The following is a 21,428-nucleotide window of genomic DNA, read 5'->3' on the forward strand; positions in this document are numbered from 1 at the left end:
CTTCATGGTCGCCATCGACCACTAGCCCGTCAATGTGGTGCTCCAGGCGCCCACGTTCCGCCGGCTGCTCATCGACCCGCCGCCGGCTCCCACCGTTACCGGTGCCTCCCGCCCCGCTGGCGTCCGACAGCTTTGATCACTTTGTCCTGAGTAGTTGCGGCGAGCCTTCTGCAACTACTCAGGACAAAGTGATCTTGCGTCGTGGGGTGGGCGGTCAGTCCTTTTCGGCGGTGACCTTGCTGGGCTTGGCGCTGCGCTCGTCCGTGGTGACCGTGCTGGGCTTGGCGCTGCGCTCGTCCGTGGTGACTGTGCTGGGCTTGGCGCTGCGCTCGTCGGTGGTGGGCTTGCTGGGCCGCTTGCCGTTCTCGCCGGTGCTCGTGATCTTGGTCGGGGTGGCGCCCCGGCCGCCCTCGCCCGGAACGGCGGCAACCGTCGGCTCGCCGTCCACCGCGGCGCCGGACGCCCCGTCGTCGACGGTGGTCACCGGCTCGGCCACCGGCCGGGTCGTGGTCTGCCCGGATTCCGCCGCCGGCTGCTCGGCCTCGGTCGGCTCGGCCTTGGGCCCGGCGAGGCTCTGCAACTGCAGCTCGGCCACCTGCCGCTGGAGCTCGTCGGACTCCTGCCGGGACTTCCAGGTCTCCTGCCGCAGGTCGGCGAGCTGCTGCTGGGCCTGGGCGATCTCCAGCATCACCTGGGCGAGCTGTTGCCGGCCGGCCGCCGACTCCTGCTGGGTGGCCGCCAGGTGCTGCTGGGTGGTGGCCAGGTGCTGCTGCGTGGTGGCCGCGTACTCCTCGAACTGCCGGCGGGAGGCCGCCACGTGCTCGTCGGCCTTGCGGCGCTTGTCGGCGGCCTCGGTCTCGGCCTGGCGCAGCAGTTCCGTGGACTCCTCCTCGGCCCGCTGACGCAGCGTCAGAGCGTCCTGCTCGGCAGCCTGACGGACCGCCTCGGCACCCTGCTCGATCTCGTTCTTGCGGGTCGAGTAGTCGGTCTCCAACTCGTCCCGGCGGGTGGTGAAGCCCGTCTCCAGCTCCTGCTGGCGGTCGGTGAAGGTGGTCTCCAGCTCCTGCTGACGGCTGGCGAACCCGGTCTCCAGCTCCTGCTGGCGGGACTTGTGCTGGTTCTCCAGCTCGTCGCGGCGCTTCGCGAACTCCTGCTCGGCCGCCGCCCGTCGCTGGGCCAACTCCCGGTCGGCCGCTTCCCGCCGGGAGTTGACCTCCTGCTCCACCCCGGCCCGCCAGGCGCCCAGCTCCTGCTGGGTCTGCGCCCGGGAGTGCTGCACGTACGCCTCGGTCTCGCTGCGCATCCGCTGCACGTACGACTCGGTCTCGGCGCGGCTGCGCTTGGTCGACTCGGTGGCCTGCGTGGTCAGCCGCTCGGCCTCCTGCTGTGCCTTGGCTCGGGTGGCTCGGCCGGCCATCGACGCGTCGTCGATGATCTGCTTGGCCTCGTGCTGCGCCTTGGCGTGCGTGGCCCGCCCTGCCTCGGTCGCCGTGTCGGTGAGCCGCTTGGCCTCCTGCTGGGCCTTGGCGTGCACCTCCTTGGCGGCCTCGCGCAGCTCGCTGGCCTCCTGCCGGGCGGTGGTCAGGGCCTCGCGGGCCGCCTCGCGCAGCTTGGTGGACTCCTGCTGCGCCCGGGTGTGGATCTCCTTGGCGGTGTCCCGTAGCTGGGTGGCCTCCTGCTGGGCCTTCGCCAGCGCGTCCTCGGCTGTCTTGCGCAGCTTCGCCGACTCGTCCTTGGCCGCCTGAAGGGTCGCGTCCGCCTCCGCGCGCCGGGCGCTGGTGTGCCGCTCCTCCTCCGCGCGCCGCGCGGCGAGGGCGATCTCGAAATCCTTGAGGGCCCGCGCGGACTGCTCGCGGGCCTCCTCGATGATGTGCTCGGCCGCGGCGCGACGGGCCTCGATCTCCTCGTTCGCCGCGGAGAGGATCGACTCGGCCTGCTCCTCGGCGAGGACGAGGATCGACTCGACCCGGGGGCCGAGGTGCCGGAACGAGGCCCGGTCCACCACGCCGACCTGCTTGCGGACCTGGGCGAGATCCCGCTGGAGCACCTCGACCTGGCCAGCGAGCTTGTGGATCTGTGTATAGGCCTGTTCGCGTTCGGCGGCGAGGGTCGCGATCTCATGCTCGGCACGCGCGACGTACCGGTCAACCTGTCGTTTCGCGTAACCCTTCAGAGCGGACTCGAAGCTGGGCTCCGTGGTCACGTCCCCGCCGAGTGCGAACAGTTCCTCGCCGTGCGACATGCCCCCATCCTCACACGCATCGGGCCCTGCTGGGGCGATACGGACGGCGCTTCTGGGACCTAGTTCACTCTCTTCGCAGCGCGGGATGCCAAGGAGTGGGAAACGCACACGGCGCGAGGTCACACCGGTCACCCGGTGTCACCTCGCGCCGTCGATGCCCCGATCTGACGCCTCGCGTCAGCCGGCGGTCTCCGCAGTCACCCGCTCCTGACCGCCGTCGGCCTTCTTGGCCTCCGGCTTGGCTGCGGGGGCGGCCGCCGGCGGCACGCCGGGAACGATGCCGGCGAGCCCGGAGAGCATCTGGCCGAGCTGCGAGGTGACCGCGTCCTTCTGCCGGGTGAGGTCCTCGACCTCGCGGCGGGCGGCCTGCGTGGTCAGCTCCGCCTCGGTGCGAGCCTCGCTGAGCAGGCGCTGCGACTCGGCCTTGGCCTCGTTGAGCGTCTTCTCGGAGTGCGCCTTGGCCTTGTCGACCGTCTCGGCGGCGCTGCGCTCCGACTCGACCCGACGGGCCTCGGCCCGCTGCTCGATCTCCTTGGCCCGCTCCTGCGCGGCCCGGGCACGCTGCTCGGCCTCGCTGACCATCTTCTGGGTCTGCGCGACCTGCGCGGCGTGCCGCTCGGACTCCTCGCGCTCGGCCTTCTCACGCCGCTCGGCGAGCTGCAGCTCCAGAGCCTGCAGGTCCTTGTCGCGCTTGTCCCGCGCGTCGGTGAGCAGCTTGGTCGCCTCGGCCCGCTTCTCCTCGGCCTCCCGCGCGGCCTTCGAGCGGTGCTGGGTGATCTCCCGTTCGGCGGTGGCCCGGAGGGTCGCCACCTCCCGCTCGACGGTCGACTTCAGCTCGGCCACCTCGTGCGCGGTGACGGTACGCAGCTGCTTGGTCTCACGGTCGGCGTCGGCGCGCAGCGTGTCGGCCTCGCGGCGGGCCTGCACCCGGACCTCGGCGGCCTCGCGCTCGGCGGCGGTACGCAGGTTGCCGGCCTCGCGCTCGGCGCTGGCCTTCATCGCGGCGGCCTCGGCGCGGGCCTTGTCGGTGATCTCCCGGGCCTCGAGGCGGGCGGCGGAGAGGATGCCCTCCGACTCGCGCTTGGCCTCGTTGCGGTGGTCGTTGGCCTGCTCCTCGGCGAGCCGGAGGATCTGCTCAACGCGGGTGCCGAGGCCGGAGAGGGTGGGCCGGCTGTTCTCTTCGAGCTGCTTGTTCGTGTCGGTGAGCTTCTGCTCCAGCGCGCTCATGCGCTGTTCGGCTTGGCGGAGTCGACGCTGGGCGTCGTTCATCCGCTGCTCGGCCTCGGCACGGGCCTGCTCGGACTGGGTCAGCGCGGCGGTCATCCGGCCGATGAAGTCATCGACCTGATGCGTGTTGTACCCGCGCAGGCCGACGGTGAAATCTGGCTGCGAGTTCGCGTTATCGAAGAACGCGAGAGGGGAGGACTGCTGCTGGGGCATTGGGACATACTGGCAGACGCCCCAGGGTGCTTCGCAAGAGCGGTACGAAGCTTTCGTGTCCTCTTTACATGGTCAACTACCGCCCTCGGCGAGGCCGGACCAATCGGCGATCTTGGCAGGTCCCGGGCGGGTCGGACGCCACGGAGCGTGACGCGGAAAAGGGCCACGGGGTTCGCCCGCGGCCCTTTGTTCGATCCGGGTGGGTATCCCGCAATTGGGGGTGGAAGAACAATGGCCGTTCACCGCATTGGCCATCGGGTGCTCATCCGTCCGGCCGGTGCCCCGGTCAGTGCCCCCGGAACCGGTTGATCGCGTCCTCGTGCCGGGCCCGCAGCTCGCCGTCGCGTACGCCCAGCCCGTCGGTGGGGGCGAGGCAGCGTACGCCGACCTTGCCCTGGTGGGCGTTGCGGTGCACCTCGTACGCGGCCTGGCCGGTCTGCTCCAGGGGGTAGGTGCGGGACACCGTCGGGTGCACCTTGCCGAGCGCCACGAGACGGTTGGCCTGCCACGCCTCGTGGTAGTTGGCGAAGTGGCTGCCGATGATCCGCTTGAGGTGCATCCACAGGTAGCGGTTGTCGAACTGGTGCTGGTAACCGCTCGTGGAGGCGCAGGTCACGATGGTGCCGCCGCGCCGGGCCACATAGACGCTCGCGCCGAAGGTCTCCCGGCCGGGGTGCTCGAAGACGATGTCCGGGTCCTCGCCGCCGGTCAGCTCACGGATCCGCTCGCCGAAGCGCCGCCACTCGTCCGGGTCCTGGGTCTCTTCGTCCTTCCAGAACCGGAAGCCCTCGGCCGCTCGGTCGATGACCAGCTCCGCGCCCATCCGGCGGCACAGCTCGGCCTTCTCCGGCGAGGAGACGACACAGACGGGGATCGCGCCGCCGTTCAGCGCCATCTGGGTGGCGTACCCTCCGAGCCCGCCGGACGCCCCCCAGATCAGCACCACGTCGCCCTGCTTCATGTTGGCGCCGTGGTGCGAGACCAGTTGCCGGTAGGCGGTGGAGTTGACCAGCCCCGGGCTGGCCGCCTCCTCCCAGGTCAGGTGCCGAGGCTTGGGCATCAGCTGGTTGGCCTTGACCACGGCCAGCTCGGCCAGCCCGCCGAAGTTGGTCTCGAAGCCCCAGATCCGCTGCTGCGGGTCGAGCATGGTGTCGTCGTGCCCGGCCGCGTCCTCCAACTCCACGGACAGACAGTGCGCCACCACCTCGTCGCCGGGCGCCCACCGGGTCACCCCCGGGCCGGTACGCAGCACCACGCCGGCCGCGTCCGAGCCGACCACGTGGTACGGCAGGTCATGTCGGCGGGTCAGCTCGGAGATCCGGCCGTAGCGCTGGAGGAACTTGAAGGTGGACACCGGCTCGAAGATGCTGGTCCACACCGTGTTGTAGTTGATCGCGCTGGCCATCACCGCGACCAGCGCCTCGCCCGGCCCGAGTTCCGGCGTCGGCACCTCCTGCACGTGCAACGCCTTGCGCGGGTCCTTGTCCCGGGCGGCCATGCCGTCGAACATCCGGGCCTCTTCGGCGCGTACGACCACGCCCCGGTAGCTGTCCGGAACGGGCAGCGCGGCTACGCCGGCCAGCTCGCGGTCCGGGTCGCTCGATTCCTCCGCCGCCATGATCGCTTCGAGGATGTCCTGCACGGTGACCTCCGGTTCGTCCGCACCCGCACGGGCCCGGGTGCTGCCATCGTCGGCGCCGGTGGGCACGACCGCCATGTCGGCATTCGACACATCCGGCACCGGTCGCGCTCCTGTGGGGCCGGACGTTACTGAACGGTAGCTAGAGCCGGAAGTCCTCTGTGAAAAACTGCATCGGCCGATGCGTGAAGGTGTCCGGCCACCCCGCCAACCGCGCACTGACGTGCTCGCGGGGGGCCTGCGCGATGTTAGGAAGGGCCCCTTCCTATACGCGAGGCGATAAGAAGGAGCCCTTCCTTGCGCTAGTGGGTGGGGGCGGGTTCCACCAGTTCGACAAGGACGCCGCCGGCGTCCTTGGGGTGCACGAAGTTGATCCGGGAGTCCGCGGTGCCGCGCCGCGGGGCGTCGTAGAGCAGTCGCATCCCCCGCGCGCGTAGCGCCGCGCAGGCCGCGTCGATGTCCACCACGGTGTACGCGACCTGCTGCACTCCCGGCCCGTTGCGGTCCAGGAACCTGGCGATCGTCGACTCCGGGGTGAGTGGGGCGAGCAGTTGTACGCAGCCACCCTCGGTGGTCGGCCCGACGGCCAGCATCGCCTCCCGTACGCCCTGCTCGGCGTTGGTCTCGGTGTGTACGCAGCGCATCCCGAACGTCCGCTGGTAGAAGTCGATCGCGGCGTCCAGGTCGGCCACGGCGATCCCGACGTGGTCGATCTTGCGAAGCCCGATGTCTGTGACGTAGTCCGCACCGGGCTCGGCGGGGGAGTTCTCAGCCATGGCGCTAGTCTGACCGAACAATCGTTAAGGCGTACAGGTCGGCACCCCCCTCGGAGGCAGGTATGGCTTCGGTGATCGTCAGCGGCGCGCGGACCCCGATGGGGCGGCTGCTGGGCAACCTCAAGGACCTCCCGGCCACGAAGCTCGGCGGGATCGCGATCAAGGCGGCTCTGGAGCGGGCCGGTGTCGGCCCCGACCAGGTCCAGTACGTGATCATGGGGCAGGTGCTCCAGGCCGGTGCCGGCCAGATCCCGGCCCGGCAGGCGGCGGTCGAGGCCGGCGTACCGATGTCCGTGCCGGCGCTGACCATCAACAAGGTCTGCCTCTCGGGGCTGGACGCGATCGCGCTGGCCGACCAGCTCATCCGGGCCGGCGAGTTCGACATCGTGGTGGCCGGCGGCATGGAGTCGATGACCAACGCCCCGCACCTGCTGCTCGGGCAGCGCACCGGTTACAAGTACGGCGACGTGGTGGTCAAGGACCACATGGCGCACGACGGGCTCAGCGACGCCTGGGACTGCTGCTCGATGGGCGAGTCCACCGAGCGGCTCGGCACCAGGCACGGCATCTCCCGCGCCGAGCAGGACGCCTTCGCCGCGGCCAGCCACCAGCGGGCCGCCGCCGCGCAGAAGAACGGCCACTTCGCCGAGGAGATCACCCCGGTGCTGATCCCGCAGCGCAAGGGCGACCCGCTGGTGATCAGTGAGGACGAGGGGATCCGGCCGGACACCACGGCCGAGTCGCTGGCCAAGCTGCGCCCCGCGTTCACCAAGGACGGCACCATCACCGCCGGCAGTTCCTCGCCGATCTCGGACGGTGCCGCCGCCGTGGTCGTGATGAGCAAGGCCAAGGCCAAGGAGTTGGGGCTGACCTGGCTCGCCGAGATCGGTGCGCACGGCAACGTGGCGGGTCCGGACAACTCCCTGCACTCGCAGCCGTCCAACGCCATCAACCACGCCCTGAAGAAGGGCGGCCTCAGCGTGGCCGACCTGGACCTCATCGAGATCAACGAGGCGTTCGCCCAGGTCGGCATCCAGTCCACCCGTGACCTCGGGATCAACCCGGAGAAGGTCAACGTCAACGGCGGTGCGATCGCGCTCGGGCACCCGATCGGCATGTCCGGGGCCCGGTTGGTGCTCACCCTCGCGCTGGAGCTGAAGCGGCGCGGTGGCGGCACCGGTGCGGCGGCGCTCTGCGGCGGTGGCGGCCAGGGCGACGCTCTGATCATCCACGTTCCGGAAAGTGCAGCGCGGGTCAAGTGAGCGAAGCGGTTGAGCACGTCCCGGCGGCGGGCGCCACGTCGGTGCGCCGCAGTCGGGACGTACCGCTGCTGGTCGAGCGGGCCCGCACGGGTGATCCCCGGGCGGTGGCCCGGCTGATCACGTTGGTGGAGAACGGCGACGCGCTGCTGCCGGAGATCGCCGCCGCGCTGGCGCCGTACGCCGGGCAGGCGCAGGTGGTGGGTCTGACCGGCTCGCCCGGGGTGGGCAAGTCGACCACCACCAACGAACTGGTCCGCGCGTTGCGCGAGCGCGGGCACCGGGTGGGCGTGTTGGCGGTCGACCCGTCCAGCCCGTTCACCGGCGGGGCGATCCTCGGCGACCGGGTACGCATGCAGGACCACGCCACCGACCCGGGCGTCTACATCCGGTCCATGTCCAGCCGTGGGCACCTCGGCGGGTTGGCCGCGGCGACCCCGCAGGCGGTCCGGGTGCTGGAGGGCGCGGGCTGCGACGTGGTGCTGGTGGAGACCGTCGGCGTCGGGCAGGCCGAGGTGGAGGTCGCCTCGCTGGCCGACACCACGCTGGTGCTGCTCGCCCCCGGCATGGGCGACGCGATCCAGGCGGTCAAGGCCGGCATCCTGGAGATCGCCGACGTGTTCGTGGTCAACAAGGCCGACCGGGACGGCGCCGACGCCACCGTCCGCGACATCCAGGGCATGATCGCCCTCGGCGAGCGCGGCCCGGGGCAGTGGCGACCGCAGGTGGTCCGCTCGGTCGCCGCGCGCGGCGAGGGCATCGACGACATCGCCGCCGCGATCGACAAGCACCGTGGCTGGCTGGTCGAGCACGGCGAGCTGCGCCGCCGTCAGGAGGCGCGGGCCGCCGCCGAGATCGAGGCCATCGCGCTCGGCGTGCTCCGCGCGCGGATCGGTTCGCTGCGCGACGGTACGGAGCTGACCACGCTCGCCGCCAAGGTCGCCGAGGGTACGAACGACCCGTACACGGCGGCCGACGAGCTGCTCGCCCAGTTGGGCACCTGACCGGTCCACTGCGGAACGACCCGGCTTAGTACGCTCGCACCGCCCCTCGGAACCCCGGGGGGCGGTGCGATGTTTGGGGAGATCATGACTGAGGACGCGACGCAGGCGCAGTCGGCGACAACGGCCCCGGTGACGGGCGGGACGAACACCGTCGACGACGACGTGCTGGAGAAGCTCGCGGTGAACGCCGCCCGGTCGGTGGACGGCGTGACCGACCTGGGTGGGGACGCGGCGCGGCTGTTCAACTCGGTGCTCGACAGGGTCGGCCTCGACTCGGTTGGCGACTCGACGCGCGGTGCCTCGGCGAAGGTCGTGAACGGCGGCGCGGTGATCGACATGGCGATCGTCATCGAGGCCGGCCGGACGGTGCCCGAGGTGAGCGAGGCGGTCCGCGTCGCGGTGACCGAGGCGGTCAAGGCGTACGGGCTGCGGGTGGACGCGGTCAACATCCGGGTCGACGACGTGTCGCTGAGCGAGCCGACCACCCCGCCGACCGCCTGATCCGAGGGGTTACCCGCTGGTACGGCCTTCCTTAGCGATCGTTCAGGAGTGGGCTCTACACTCGACGTGCAGTCGAGGACCTAGGAGGAGCCCTGCCCATGGACGCCGACGAGATCGCCGCCGGACGGGCGCGCTGGCAGGCCCGGTACGACGCCGCGCGCAAGCGGGACGCGGACTTCACCACGCTCTCCGGCATGCCCGTCGACCCGGTCTACGGGCCGCCGGAGGGCACCGCCTACCCGGGCTTCGAGCGGATCGGCTGGCCGGGCGAGTACCCGTACACCCGGGGTCTGCACCCGACCGGCTATCGCGGGCGGACCTGGACGATCCGGCAGTTCGCCGGCTTCGGCAACGCCCAGCAGACCAACGAGCGCTACAAGATGATCCTCGGTGCCGGCGGCGGCGGCCTGTCGGTCGCGTTCGACATGCCGACCCTGATGGGCCGCGACTCGGACGACCCGCAGGCGCTCGGCGAGGTTGGTCACTGCGGCGTCGCCATCGACACCGCCACCGACATGCAGGCGCTCTTCGAGGGCATCGACCTGGCCGGCGTCACCACCTCGATGACCATCTCCGGCCCGGCCGTGCCGGTGTTCTGCATGTACCTGGTCGCCGCCGAGCGGGAGGGCGTCGACCTGTCGACCCTGGACGGCACCCTGCAGACCGACATCTTCAAGGAGTACATCGCGCAGAAGGAGTGGCTCTTCGACCCCGAGCCGCACCTGCGCCTGATCGGCGACCTGATGGAGTACTGCGCCCAGGAGATCCCGCGCTACAAGCCGCTGTCGGTCTCCGGCTACCACATCCGCGAGGCCGGCTCGACCGCCGCGCAGGAGTTGGCGTACACCCTGGCCGACGGTTTCGGGTACGTGGAGCTGGGGCTCTCGCGCGGGCTGGACGTGAACGTGTTCGCCCCCGGGCTGAGCTTCTTCTTCGACTCGCACCTGGACTTCTTCGAGGAGATCGCCAAGTTCCGCGCCGCCCGCCGGATCTGGGCCCGCTGGCTGCGTGACGTCTATGGCGCGACCAGCGAGAAGGCCCTGTGGCTGCGGTTCCACACACAGACCGCCGGCGTGTCGCTGACCGCCCAGCAGCCGGTCAACAACGTGGTGCGTACCGCCGTCGAGGCCCTCGCGGCGGTGCTCGGCGGCACCAACTCGCTGCACACCAACGCGCTGGACGAGACCCTGGCGCTGCCGACCGACGAGTCCGCCGAGATCGCCCTGCGTACCCAGCAGGTGCTGATGGAGGAGACCGGTGTGGTCAACGTGGCCGATCCGCTCGGCGGCTCCTGGTACGTGGAGGCGTTGACCGACAAGATCGAGGCCGAGGCCGAGGAGATCTTCGCCCGGATCCGGCAGCTCGGCGGGGAGGGCCCGCACCAGATCGGCCCGATGACCTCCGGCATCCTGCGCGGCATCGAGGACGGCTGGTTCACCGGGCACATCGCCGAGTCGGCCTTCGTCTACCAGCAGGCGCTGGAGAAGGGCGACAAGAAGATCGTCGGGGTCAACTGCCACACCGGTACGGTCGCCAAGGAGCTGGAGATCCTGCGCATCTCGCACGAGGTGGAGCTGGAGCAGCGCCGGGTGCTCGCCGAGCGCAAGGGCGCGCGGGACAAGGCCGCGGTCCGTGCGGCGGTGGCCCGGATGGTCGAGGTCAGTCGTACCGACGGGAACATGATCCCCGCCATGCTCGACGCCGTCCGTGCCGAAGCCACCCTCGGCGAGATCTGCGACGCCCTGCGCGCCGAATGGGGCACCTACCGCGAGCCCGCCCGCTTCTAACCCCACCCCCACCCCCCACCCCGGCCCCGCCCCCACCCCCGGCCCCACCCCATGTCGATCATGTAGTTGCCGCCCGGATAGATGCCGCAAATACCGCATCTTGCCGGTAGAAAGTGCATGATCGCGGGACGTTCGGGGTGGGGCGGGGTGGGGACGGTGAGAGTTGCAACGTCGGGGTTGCGGGTGAGCCGGGATTCCGGGCTCACGTGCGAGACTAGGTAACCATGAGCGACCCACGGATCACCTCGTCGATCTTCACCCGCGGCGCGGTCGACCTCAGCACGCTGCGCGGCCCCGCACCAGCCAGTACCCGTCCCGGCACACCCCCGCAGGGCGGCCCGTCCGCCGGCACGCCCGGCACCCCCGGCACACCCGCCGCCGGTGGTAACGCCGCCATCGTCGACGTCACCGAGGCGACCATCCAGGCCGATGTTCTCGAACGGTCGTTGGCGCTGCCCGTCGTGGTCTTCTTCGGCGCGGCCGGCTTCCCGGAGAGCGACGAGTTCGCGCCGGTGCTGGAGCGGCTGGCCGCCGAGGGTAACGGCGCGTGGGTGCTGGCCCGGGTCGACGTGCAGGAAAATCCGCGGATCGCCCAGATGTTCCGGGTCCAGGGCATCCCGATGGTCTACGCGGTGGTCGGCGGTCAGCCGGTGGACGCGTTCTCCGGTGTGGTGCCCGAGGCGCAGTTGCGACAGTGGATTCAGGCCGTCCTCAAGGCCGGCGGCGTGGCCGTCGCCGAGCCGGAGGACCCCCGCCTCGACGAGGCCGACGACGCGCTGATGAGCGGCGATCTGGATGCCGCCGAGCGGGCGTACCGGAAGATCCTCGCCGACGCGCCGGCGGACGCCGCGGCCGAGGCGGGCCTGGCCCAGGTCGGGGTTGCCCGCCGGGTGGCCGGCGCCGACCCGGCCGCCGCGCTGGCCGCCGCCGAGAGCGCTCCCGACGACGTGGCGGCCCAGTTGCTGGCCGCCGACGTCGAGGTGCTCAGCGGCCAGGCCGAGCAGGCGTACGCGCGGCTGGTCGGTCTGGTCCGGCGCACCGCCGGCGAGGACCGGGAGACGGTACGCCAGCACCTGGTCTCGCTGTTCACCATCGCCGGCCCGGACGATCCGGCGGTCGCCTCGGCACGGCGGGCCCTGGCCAGCGCACTGTTCTGAGTTCGTAGCACGCCAGCGCGGGCCGGCGTTCCGGCCGGCCCGCCCGACCACCGAGGACGGGAGCTCATGATGCGCCGGATCGCCGTCCTCGACGCGCCGACAAATCTCGGTCTACGGCCGCCGACGTCCACGTCGGTGCCGGGCTGCGCCAAGGCACCGGGCGCGCTGCGCGACCACGACCTGCTGGCCCGGCTGCGGGCCCGCGACGCCGGCTGCCTCACCCCACCCCGGTACGACCCGGGCGACTGGCGGCCCGGCGACGGGGTCTGCCACGCCCGGGAGATCGCGGACTACTCGCTGGCGCTCGCCGAGCGGGTCGGTTCGATCATCGATCGGGGCGAGTTCCCGGTGGTGCTCGGCGGCGACTGCTCGGTGCTGCTCGGCTCGGCGCTGGCCATGCACCGGCTCGGCGAGGCGGTCGGCGGGCGGATCGGGCTGGTCTTCGTGGACGGGCACTCCGACTTCCGGCACCCCGGCAACGCCTCCTACGTGGGTGCGGCGGCCGGCGAGGACCTCGCCCTGGTCACCGGGCGTGGGCAGGCCGACCTGGCCGCGCTGGAGGGGCGCCGACCCTACTTCCGTGACATCGACGTGGTGGTGCTCGGCATCCGGGCGCAGGACGAGTACCGGCTCGACCTCCAGGCGGCCGGGATCGTCACCCGGCCGGTGCCGGCGCTGCGTGCCGAGGGCGCGGCCCGGACGGCCCAGTGGGCGCACGAGCAACTCGCCGACTGCGCGGGCTACTGGGTGCACATCGACGTCGACGTGCTCGACCCGGCGGTGATGCCCGCCGTGGACGCGCCGGACCCGGGCGGGATCGCCTTCGCCGAGCTGGAGATCCTGCTCGCCGGCCTGGTCGACACCCCGCACTGCCTCGGTGTCGAGCTGACCGTCTTCGACCCCGACTACGACCCGGACGGCTCTTACGCCGCCGAGATCGTCAACACCGTGGTCGCCGGGCTGGCGCCGGTCACCGCCCCGGAGGCGGTGCCGCCTCGGCTGCTGTCGGCCCGCCCGACCCCGGCCCCACGACGCGGCAACGGCCGGCCCACGCGTGCCCCCGGGCGACCCGACGGCCCCCGACCCGCGCCCATCGACGAGGCGCGGTACGCGGATGACGCCGCGCCCTCGATCGGTGCCGGCGTACCCGCCGCCGACACCTCCACCGTGCGCCCGGCCGACCGGGTCGGCACCGACCTGGCGAGCCGGCTGCCCCTCGGTGCCCTGGCCCCGCCCGAGCCGGAGCCGCTGGGCATCCTCGGCCCGGTCCACTCGGAGCCGGCCGTCGGCCCTGCCGCGGTGGACCGGGAGCCGGTAGGCCCGCCCGCCTCAGCGGGCCCAGGCCTCCTGCGCCGAGCGTCACCAGACCCCAACGAAGCAGACACCGCCTAGCCCCCCACCCCCCCACGCCCAACCCGCCCCGGTGATCAAGAGTTTCGCGTCAGGCCTGAGCCGGTTCTTGACGCAAACCTCTTGATCACCAGTGCGAGCGAGGGGCGCTCCGGGTCAGGGGGTTGGGAGGGCGCGGAGGAAGCGCTCGGCGATCGGGACGGCCGAGGCCGTGCTGGCCCCGCCCTTCTCCACGAACACGGCGAACGCCACGTCACCCCGCCAGCCGACGAACCAGGCGTGCGTGTGGGCCGGGTTGTTGTCGAACTCGGCGGTGCCGGTCTTGCCGTACACCGCACCGCCCGGCACGTCCTTGAGCGCGCTGCCGGTGCCCGAGGTGACCACCTCGCGCATCATGGTGCGCAGCGCCTCGACCGACTCCGGCTTGAGCTGCTCGCCGGCCGCCGCGGGCTTGGCCGGCACTGGGTCGAGCAGCAGCTTCGGCTGCTCGAATCGGCCCCGGACGACCGCAGCGGTGGCACCGGCCATCGCCAGCGGGCTCACCAGCGTGGTGCCCTGCCCGAACGAGGCGGCTGCCTGCTCGGCGGGGCTGCCGCCGGTCGACACCTTGCCGGTGAAGGCGTCGATGCCGAGGTCCCACTGCCCCTCCAGGCCCAGCGAGCGGCCGGCGACCGCCAGCCCGTCAGCGCCCAGCTTGGGGGCCAGCGCCGCGAACGCGGTGTTGCAGGACTTGGCGAAGTCGGTGCGGAACGGCACCGAGCCGAGCGCGAAGTTGTCGGAGTTCTTGAAGGAGCGGCCGTCGGTGGTGAACGTCTTCGGGCAGTTGACCGGGCCGTCCAGGCTGACCGCGCCCTTGTCGAGCAGGCCCAGCGCGCTGACCATCTTGAACGTGGAGCCCGGCGGCACCTGCGCGGTGAACGCCAGGTTCTCCCCGGTCGGCCCGGGTCCGTTCGCCGCGGCGAGCACCGCGCCGTCGCTGACCCGTACGGCCACCAGCGCGGACCGGTGCGGCTCCGCGCGTAGTGCGCCGTCGGCCGCGTTCTGGGCGGCCACGTCGAGCGTGGTCTTGAGCGCCTGGCCGGGCTGCGGGTCGCGGCGGAACAGCTCGGTGCCGGTGGGCTCCAGCGTGCCGCCCTGGCCGGAACGCTTGATCACCACGACCACCCCGGGTACGCCGCGCAGCCGATCCTCGTAGCGGCCCTGCAGCCCGCCATGACCGACCAGGTCGCCGGTGGCGTACAGGTCGGGGTGCGCCTCCAGGTCGTCGGCCTGCGCCGAGTCGACAGTGCCGAGCAGCGCCCGGGCGAATTCCCGGGTCGGTGCCAGGTCGAGCGTGTCGGACTGGAACTTGGTGCCGGGCAGGTCGTAGATCCGGGGCTTGATCTGCTTGTACGCCTCCTCGCGCAGCGACACCACCTCGACGAACACGTTCGGATCGGCCTTGGACACCCGCTGCGGCAGGTCGGTCAGGTCGACGGCGGGGACCAGCGTCGGGCGGATCGCCTTGAAGGCCGCGTCGAGGTCCTTGACCAGCTTCTTGATGTCGGTGACCTGGCTGGGCTGCACGCCCACCCGGACCACCGGGCGGGGCGCCACGATCGGCTGCCCGGCGGCGTCCAACAGAGCGCCCCGGGGCGCGCTGACGCGGCGCAGCCCGAGGTGGTCACCGTCGACGAGTTGCTCCTGCACCACCTCGGGCTCCCAGATCACCTGCCACTGGTCGTCGTCGCCCTGGGCGAGCCGGACCTGCCGGTCGTACGCCCAGCGGGTCTTGTCGGGCAGGTTCCACTCCACCCGCACGGTCGCGACGGCCGTGTCCTTGGTGATCTTCGGCTCACCCTTGCGGGTCAGCGTGGGCGGGGTGGCCGCCAGTTCGCCGGAGAGATCCTTGATCTCCTGCATCACCTGGCCCGCCGGCAGCTTGGCACCGGTCGCGTCGACCAGGCCGACGGCCTGGAGGTTGCCCTTGCGCCAGCCGGTGAGGAAGGCGTCGACACTGCGCTGCGGCCCGTCGTCGCCCCCGCAGGCGGCCAGGGCGCCGGCCGCGAGCAAGGTCGCGGCGAGAGCGGCGATTCGCCGGCGAGCGCGGTTCGGCCGGTGATGCGTGGGGTACGGCAGGTGCATGGAGCGGGCCCTTCCGGTCGCGGACTCTCCTGCACGCTAGTACGCGAACGGTGTCCCCATCGTCCCGTGTGCGCTGCGAAGAGCGGAAAGCCGGGCCCGCGCCGGTGTGATGAACATCGCGGGCCGGGTATCCCGCAACCGGCCAACCTCGTACCCGCAACGGGTGAAAGGACAAAGTCCCGATCCGGACGTCCGGCCAGTGGTCCGCCGACGAAGGCGCAGACCGGTAGGGCCTAGGCTGGGCGTCAGAGTGACCCACAACGCGGTGGGTCGAGGGGAGTGGCACCGATGGACCGGCGTCCGGCGATCAAACCGGAACCCGACCTCCGGCAGGATGACTCCGGCCGGGACGACGACAGCTTCGATTCCGCGACCGACGGGGACGGCTACGGCCGACTCGACACGGGAGTGACAGGGCTGACCGGGTCGAGTATCGACACCATCTACGATCTGGGCCTGCCGACAGAGGCGTTGGTCGACGATGTGGAGGACGCCGAGCTCGACGAACCGGTGCCCAACGCGGAACGGCTGGTGGCCCAGGCCGTCGCGCTCGCCGGGGACGACCACGACGCGGCGACCCTGGTCGGCCGCTTCTGGCGCTTCGCCCCCGACGAGGAGCTGATCGGCTTCACCGCCGAGGAGATGCTCGACGCGGCCCGCGCACACCGGGATCTCGCCCAGCAGCGGGTGCCGGGGGAGCTGAAGCTGCGGATCCACGAGCCGCACGCCGACCAGCACCACACCGTCGTCGAGATCGTCACCGACGACATGCCGTTCCTGGTCGACTCGGTGACCGCGCTGCTCAACTCGTACCACCTGGATGTGCACCTGCTGGTGCACCCGTTGGTGGTCGTCCGGCGGGAGCCGCTGGGCCTGCTCAGCGAGGTCTCCGCGGACGTGGAGCCGGACGACGCGATCGCCGGCGACATCATCGAGAGCTGGATGCGGATCGAGATCGACCCGGTCCGGGACGCGGCCGAGCGGGACCGGCTGCGCCGCGAGCTGCAGCGGGTGCTCACCGACGTGCGTGAGGCGGTCGAGGACTGGCCGAAGATGCGCCAGCGGGCGCTCGCGCTCGCCGACGAGCTGGCCTCCGCCCGCACCTCGGACAACCGTCCGCCGGTGCCGGAGAAGGACATCACCGACTCGGTCGAGCTGCTGCGCTGGCTCTCCCAGGACCACTTCACCTTCCTCGGCTACCGCGAGTACCGGCTGGTGGACGTGCCCGCCGGGGACGGCGCGGACGGCACGGGCCCGGTCGACGGCAAGGCCCTGGAGGCGGTGCTCGGCACCGGTCTGGGCATCCTGCGGTCGGATTCGCCGGAGGCCCGTTCGTTGGCGTCGATGACGCCCGAGGCGCACGAGAAGGTGCTGGAGAAGCGCCTGCTCATCATCACCAAGGCCAACTCGCGGGCGACCGTGCACCGCTCGGCGTACCTGGACTATCTGGGTTTCAAGGTCTTCAACGAGGCCGGCGAGGTGATCGGCGAGCGGCGCTTCCTGGGCCTGTTCTCCACGGCGGCATACCGGACCAGCGTGCGTGAGCTGCCGGTGGTACGCCGCAAGGTGGCCGAGGTGCTGGACCGCTCCGGCCTGAGCCGGCGCAGCCACTCCGGCAAGGATCTGATCCAGATCCTGGAGACCTACCCGCGCGACGAGCTGTTCCAGATCAAGACCGACGACCTCTACCACGCGGTGATCGGCGTGCTGCGGATGGCCGGTCGCCGGCAGCTCCGGGTCTTCCTGCGGCGCGACGCGTACGGGCGGTTCATCTCCTGCCTGATCTACCTGCCCCGGGACCGGTTCACCACGCAGAACCGGCTGCGGATGCAGGACATCCTGCTGCGCGAGCTGAACGGTGTCGGGGTGGACTACACCACCCGGGTCACCGAGTCGATGCTCGCTCGGGTGCACTTCATCGTCCGCACCGACCCGACCCGGCCGCCCGGCGACATCGACGCCGACCTGCTGGCCGAGGAGTTGGCCGACGCGACCCGGCTCTGGGACGACGACTACCGGCTGGTGCTGGAGCGCAAGCTCGGCGACGAGCAGGCCAAGCACCTGTTCACCCGGTACGCCGACGCGTTCCCGGAGGGCTACAAGGACGGGCACACGCCGTACGAGGCGATGAAGGACCTGGCCAAGCTGGAGCTGCTGGAGGAGTCCGGTCAGCTCGAGATGCACCTGTTCCGCAAGCAGCACGCGCCCCGACCGGGCACCCGGGTGCCCGGCGCGGATCTGGCCGAGGCGATGGACGTCCGGTTCAAGGTCTACCGGTACGGCGAGCCGATGATGCTCTCCGCCGTGCTGCCGGTGCTGCACTCGCTCGGTGTCCGGGTGGTCGACGAGCACCCGTACGAGGTGGACCGGATCGACGGCCGGGTCTACCTGTACGACTTCGGCCTGCGGCTGCCCGAGGGGCACCAGGAGCTGGCCGAGGTACGCCCGCACGTGGAGAACGCGTTCGCGGCGGCCTGGCGCGGTGAGGCCGAGGTGGACCGGTTCAACGAGCTGGTGCTGCGCGGCGGGCTGACCTGGCGTCAGGTGGTGGTGCTGCGGGCGTACGCGAAGTACCTGCGACAGGCCGGCACGGTCTTCTCGCAGGACTACATGGAGCAGACCTTCGTCGCGTACCCGAAGATCGCGGCACTGCTGGTGGAACTCTTCGAGACCCGGTTCGCGCCGGGTGCGCAGAGCACCGAGCAGCGTCAGCAGCGCAGCGGTGAGCTGGTCGAGACGATCCGGGGTGCGCTGGACGAGGTGGCGAGCCTCGACCAGGACCGGATCCTGCGCTCGTACCTGACGTTGATCGAGGCCACCCTGCGGACCAGCTTCTACCAGAAGCGTGCCGACGGGCGTCCGAAGGCGTACGTGGCCTTCAAGCTCGACCCGCAGGCGATCCCGGACCTGCCCGCGCCCCGGCCGAAGTTCGAGATCTTCGTCTACTCGCCCCGGTTCGAGGGCGTGCACCTGCGGTTCGGGCCGGTGGCCCGGGGCGGGCTGCGCTGGTCCGACCGTCGGGAGGACTTCCGCACCGAGGTGCTCGGCCTGGTCAAGGCACAGATGGTGAAGAACACCGTGATCGTGCCGGTGGGCGCCAAGGGCGGCTTCGTGCTGAAGCAGAAGCCGGGCGACCGGGACGAGGCGGTCGCCTGCTACCAGGAGTTCGTCGGCGCGATGCTGGACGTCACCGACAACATCGTCAGCGGGCAGATCGTGCCGCCCGAGGACGTCGTGCGGCACGACGGTGACGACCCGTACCTGGTGGTGGCCGCGGACAAGGGCACCGCGACGTTCTCCGACATCGCCAACGAGATCTCCACGGCGCACACCTTCTGGTTGGGCGACGCGTTCGCCTCCGGCGGCTCGGCCGGGTACGACCACAAGAAGATGGGCATCACCGCACGAGGTGCCTGGGAGTCGGTCAAGCGGCACTTCCGGGAGATGGGCCTGGACACCCAGACCCAGGACTTCACCGTGGTCGGCGTCGGCGACATGTCCGGCGACGTGTTCGGCAACGGGATGCTGCTCTCCGAGCACATCCGGCTGGTGGCCGCGTTCGACCACCGGCACATCTTCCTCGACCCGACTCCGGACGCGGCCTCCTCGTACGTGGAGCGGCGGCGGCTGTTCGACCTGACCCGCTCCTCGTGGGAGGACTACAACCCGGAGCTGATCTCGGCCGGCGGCGGCATCTTCCCGCGTACGGCCAAGTCCATCCCGATCACGCCGCAGGTCCGGGCGGCGATCGGCCTGGAGGACGGCGTCACGCAGCTCTCGCCACAGGAGCTGATGAAGGCGATCGTCACCGCGCCGGTGGACCTGTTCTGGAACGGCGGCATCGGCACCTACGTCAAGGCGTCCAGCCAGACCAACGCCGAGGTCGGCGACAAGTCCAACGACGCGATCCGGGTGGACGGGCGCAGCCTGCGCTGCCGGGTAGCCGGCGAGGGCGGCAACCTGGGCTGGACGCAGCTCGGCCGGATCGAGTACGCGTTGACCGGTGGTCGGATCTACACCGACTTCATCGACAACGCGGCCGGGGTGGACACCTCCGACCACGAGGTGAACATCAAGATCCTGCTGAACACCGCTGTCGGCGATGGTGAGCTGACCACCAAGGACCGGGACGAGCTGCTGGCCGGGATGACCGACGAGGTCGCCGAGCTGGTGCTCCGGGACAACTACGACCAGGCCCGGGCGATCAACAATGCCCAGGCCCAGGCGTCCTCGCTGCTCCCGGTGCACCGTCGGATGATCAACGAGCTGGAGCGTTCCGGTGCACTTGACCGGGCGCTGGAGGCGCTGCCGCCGGACAAGGAGCTGGCGGTCCGGAGTGAGTCCGGGCTGACCGCGCCGGAGTTCGCCGTGCTGCTCGCGTACGTGAAGATCGTCCTGGAGCGGGAGATCCTCACCGAGGGGCTGGCCGACGAGGAGTGGACGACCGAGGTCCTGGTCAACTACTTCCCGACGCCGATGCGCGAGCGGTTCGCCGACCGGATGGGTCAGCACCGGCTGCGTCGCGACATCGTCACCACCGTGCTGGTCAACGAGGCCATCAACCGGGGCGGCATCTCGTTCGTCTTCCGGGTGGTCGAGGAGACCGCGGCCAGCGCGGCCGACGTGATCCGGGCGTACGTGGTGGTCCGCGAGGTGTTCGGGCTGCGTGAGCTGTGGGACGAGGTGGAGGCCCTGGACAACAAGGTCTCTCCGGAGCTGCAGACCAGCGTCTACCTGGACACTCGCCGGCTGCTCGACCGCGCGGTGCGGTGGCTGGTGACCAACCGGCGCTCGCCGATCGACGTGCCGACCGAGATCGCCCGGCTGCGCGACGGCGTGGCCCGGCTGTTGCCGGGGCTGGAGGAGCTGTTCTACGGCGACGAGCGGCAGGCCATCGCGGCGCACATCGACTCGTCGACCGACCGTGGCCTGCCCCGGGAGCTGGCCGAGCGGGCGACCCGGCTGATGTACAGCTTCGGTCTGCTCGACGTGGTGGAGACCGCGACCCGCAGTGGGCGGGACGTCGGCGAGGTGGCCTCGGTCTACTTCGTGCTCTCCGACCTGTTCCGGGTCGACTCGCTGCTGTCGAAGATCTCCCTGCTGCCGCGGGAGGACCGCTGGCAGACGCTGGCCCGGATGGCGCTGCGCTACGACCTGTACGCCGCGCTGGCCGCGCTCACCGCCGAGGTGCTCGACTCCACCCCGGACGAGCTGCCGCCGAACGAGCGGGTTCAGCAGTGGGAGCAGTCGAACGCCACCTCGATCCACCGGGCCCAGCGGGCGATGGGCGAGTTCGACGAATCCCGGGCGGATCTCGCCGCACTGTCCGTGTTGCTGCGCCAGATCCGCACCCTGGTGCGGACCTCCGCCGCCGCCTGATTCGGTACGCCGGATGCGGTCCGGCCGGTCGGGGTGACCCCCGACCGGCCGGACCGTCCGTGCTCGCGAGTCACTCCGCCAGGGTGGCGAAGACCACCACGTTGTCCGGGTAGCTCTTGGCGACCTGGTCGAACTGGCCGCCGCAGGTGACCACCCGCAGGCCGGGCCGGTCGTTTGGCCCGTACACGAGATCGGTGGGGAAGGACGTCTTCGGGTACGACTGCACCGAGTCGACCCGGAAGGCGACCGGTTGGCCGTCCGCCCGTCGGACGTTGATCGTGTCGCCGGGAACGAGGGCGCCGAGATCGAAGAAGACGGCCGGGCCGAGCTTCGCCGAGTCCACGTGCCCGACGATCACCGCGTTGCCGGTCTCGCCGGGGCTGGCGCCCGGCTCGTACCAGCCGGCCTGATCGGCCTGCTCCAGCGGGGGGACCTGGACGGTGCCGTCCGGGTTGGTGCCCAGCGACATGATCGTCGCGTCGACGCCGATCCGGGGGATCTCGATGCTGGTCGGCGCGGAACGCTCCAGCCCGGCCGGGACGTCCCCCTGCCCGGTGGGTTGCCCGTCGACCGGCGGAGCGGTGAAGTCCGCCGGCCCGGTGACCTCGGGCCCGGCCTGGGCCAGCGGCTGCGGCGGTCGGGGAGCGGGCGTGGTCTTGAACGCGGCGCCGATCATGCCGGCGCCGGCCATGGCGATGGCGACGACGACGGCCGCGCCGGCGGCACGCCACGGTCTCCCGTGACGGCCGCCGGCCCGTGTCGTCGTCACG

Annotated in this window: 12 protein-coding genes and 1 pseudogene; 7 read left to right on the plus strand and 6 right to left on the minus strand. The window is 71.4% G+C overall.

What is annotated here, in order from left to right; all coding sequences use genetic code 11:
• Positions 1-214 precede the first annotated feature (214 nt).
• The 4 genes from ACFQGL_RS24870 to mce form a co-directional block, all read right to left on the minus strand.
• Positions 215-2,242: a coiled-coil domain-containing protein gene (locus tag ACFQGL_RS24870; RefSeq protein WP_465263538.1), complete on the minus strand. Its 2,028-nt coding sequence runs from the start codon at positions 2,240-2,242 to the stop codon at positions 215-217.
• A 177-nt stretch (positions 2,243-2,419) separates the two neighbouring features.
• The gene (locus tag ACFQGL_RS24875; protein ID WP_377514821.1) at positions 2,420-3,682 is read right to left on the minus strand and encodes a cell division protein DivIVA; all 1,263 of its coding nucleotides are present in this window, start codon (positions 3,680-3,682) and stop codon (positions 2,420-2,422) included.
• Positions 3,683-3,968: 286 nt separating this feature from the next.
• Positions 3,969-5,324 carry a crotonyl-CoA carboxylase/reductase gene (gene ccrA, locus ACFQGL_RS24880; RefSeq protein WP_377514845.1) on the minus strand — a complete coding sequence of 452 codons (1,356 nt, stop codon included), beginning with the start codon at positions 5,322-5,324 and terminating at the stop codon, positions 3,969-3,971.
• Positions 5,325-5,623: 299 nt separating this feature from the next.
• Entirely contained in the window at positions 5,624-6,097 is a 474-nt protein-coding gene (mce, locus tag ACFQGL_RS24885) for a methylmalonyl-CoA epimerase (RefSeq protein ID WP_377514822.1), read from the minus strand.
• 62 nt (positions 6,098-6,159) lie between these two features.
• On the opposite strand from mce, the gene ACFQGL_RS24890 reads away from it, so the two are divergent.
• The 6 genes and pseudogenes from ACFQGL_RS24890 to ACFQGL_RS24915 form a co-directional block, all read left to right on the plus strand.
• Positions 6,160-7,359, plus strand: a complete 1,200-nt coding sequence (locus ACFQGL_RS24890; protein ID WP_377514823.1) for an acetyl-CoA C-acetyltransferase — start codon at positions 6,160-6,162, stop codon at positions 7,357-7,359.
• Positions 7,356-8,360 (plus strand): methylmalonyl Co-A mutase-associated GTPase MeaB, encoded by a 1,005-nt coding sequence (gene meaB, locus ACFQGL_RS24895; protein ID WP_377514825.1) that lies wholly within the window; start codon positions 7,356-7,358, stop codon positions 8,358-8,360. Before ACFQGL_RS24890 ends, meaB begins: the two co-directional genes overlap by 4 nt.
• Before the next feature lie 84 nt (positions 8,361-8,444).
• Positions 8,445-8,861, plus strand: a complete 417-nt coding sequence (locus tag ACFQGL_RS24900) for an Asp23/Gls24 family envelope stress response protein (protein WP_377514826.1) — start codon at positions 8,445-8,447, stop codon at positions 8,859-8,861.
• Positions 8,862-8,959: 98 nt separating this feature from the next.
• Positions 8,960-10,648 carry an acyl-CoA mutase large subunit family protein gene (locus ACFQGL_RS24905; protein WP_377514828.1) on the plus strand — a complete coding sequence of 563 codons (1,689 nt, stop codon included), beginning with the start codon at positions 8,960-8,962 and terminating at the stop codon, positions 10,646-10,648.
• Between the two features lie 224 nt (positions 10,649-10,872).
• Positions 10,873-11,805 (plus strand): tetratricopeptide repeat protein, encoded by a 933-nt coding sequence (locus tag ACFQGL_RS24910; RefSeq protein WP_377514829.1) that lies wholly within the window; start codon positions 10,873-10,875, stop codon positions 11,803-11,805.
• A gap of 66 nt (positions 11,806-11,871) precedes the next feature.
• A pseudogene (locus ACFQGL_RS24915) lies at positions 11,872-13,038 on the plus strand (arginase family protein); the annotation flags it as partial.
• Between the two features lie 273 nt (positions 13,039-13,311).
• On the opposite strand, the gene ACFQGL_RS24920 reads toward ACFQGL_RS24915, so the two are convergent.
• A complete protein-coding gene (locus tag ACFQGL_RS24920) occupies positions 13,312-15,279 on the minus strand; it encodes a penicillin-binding transpeptidase domain-containing protein (RefSeq protein ID WP_377514830.1) in 1,968 nt (655 codons plus the stop codon).
• 288 nt (positions 15,280-15,567) lie between these two features.
• Here ACFQGL_RS24920 and ACFQGL_RS24925 point away from each other — a divergent pair, with 288 nt between their 5' ends.
• Positions 15,568-20,658 (plus strand): NAD-glutamate dehydrogenase, encoded by a 5,091-nt coding sequence (locus ACFQGL_RS24925; RefSeq protein ID WP_377514831.1) that lies wholly within the window; start codon positions 15,568-15,570, stop codon positions 20,656-20,658.
• A gap of 70 nt (positions 20,659-20,728) precedes the next feature.
• Here ACFQGL_RS24925 and ACFQGL_RS24930 read toward each other — a convergent pair whose 3' ends face one another.
• Positions 20,729-21,427: a class F sortase gene (locus ACFQGL_RS24930; RefSeq protein ID WP_377514832.1), complete on the minus strand. Its 699-nt coding sequence runs from the start codon at positions 21,425-21,427 to the stop codon at positions 20,729-20,731.
• Position 21,428 lies beyond the last annotated feature (1 nt).

This window comes from Micromonospora vulcania, assembly GCF_042658605.1.
GTDB lineage: Bacteria > Actinomycetota > Actinomycetes > Mycobacteriales > Micromonosporaceae > Micromonospora > Micromonospora vulcania.

Bases quoted from the DNA above. Each gene is read 5' to 3' on its own strand.
- mce (WP_377514822.1), bottom strand. From the start codon at position 6,097: ATGGCTGAGAACTCCCCCGCCGAGCCCGGTGCGGACTACGTCACAGAC.
- ACFQGL_RS24905 (WP_377514828.1), top strand. From the start codon at position 8,960: ATGGACGCCGACGAGATCGCCGCCGGACGGGCGCGCTGGCAGGCCCGG.
- ACFQGL_RS24890 (WP_377514823.1), top strand. From the start codon at position 6,160: ATGGCTTCGGTGATCGTCAGCGGCGCGCGGACCCCGATGGGGCGGCTG.
- ACFQGL_RS24870 (WP_465263538.1), bottom strand. From the start codon at position 2,242: ATGTCGCACGGCGAGGAACTGTTCGCACTCGGCGGGGACGTGACCACG.
- ACFQGL_RS24920 (WP_377514830.1), bottom strand. From the start codon at position 15,279: ATGCACCTGCCGTACCCCACGCATCACCGGCCGAACCGCGCTCGCCGG.
- ACFQGL_RS24910 (WP_377514829.1), top strand. From the start codon at position 10,873: ATGAGCGACCCACGGATCACCTCGTCGATCTTCACCCGCGGCGCGGTC.
- ACFQGL_RS24875 (WP_377514821.1), bottom strand. From the start codon at position 3,682: ATGCCCCAGCAGCAGTCCTCCCCTCTCGCGTTCTTCGATAACGCGAAC.
- ACFQGL_RS24925 (WP_377514831.1), top strand. From the start codon at position 15,568: ATGGACCGGCGTCCGGCGATCAAACCGGAACCCGACCTCCGGCAGGAT.
- ACFQGL_RS24900 (WP_377514826.1), top strand. From the start codon at position 8,445: ATGACTGAGGACGCGACGCAGGCGCAGTCGGCGACAACGGCCCCGGTG.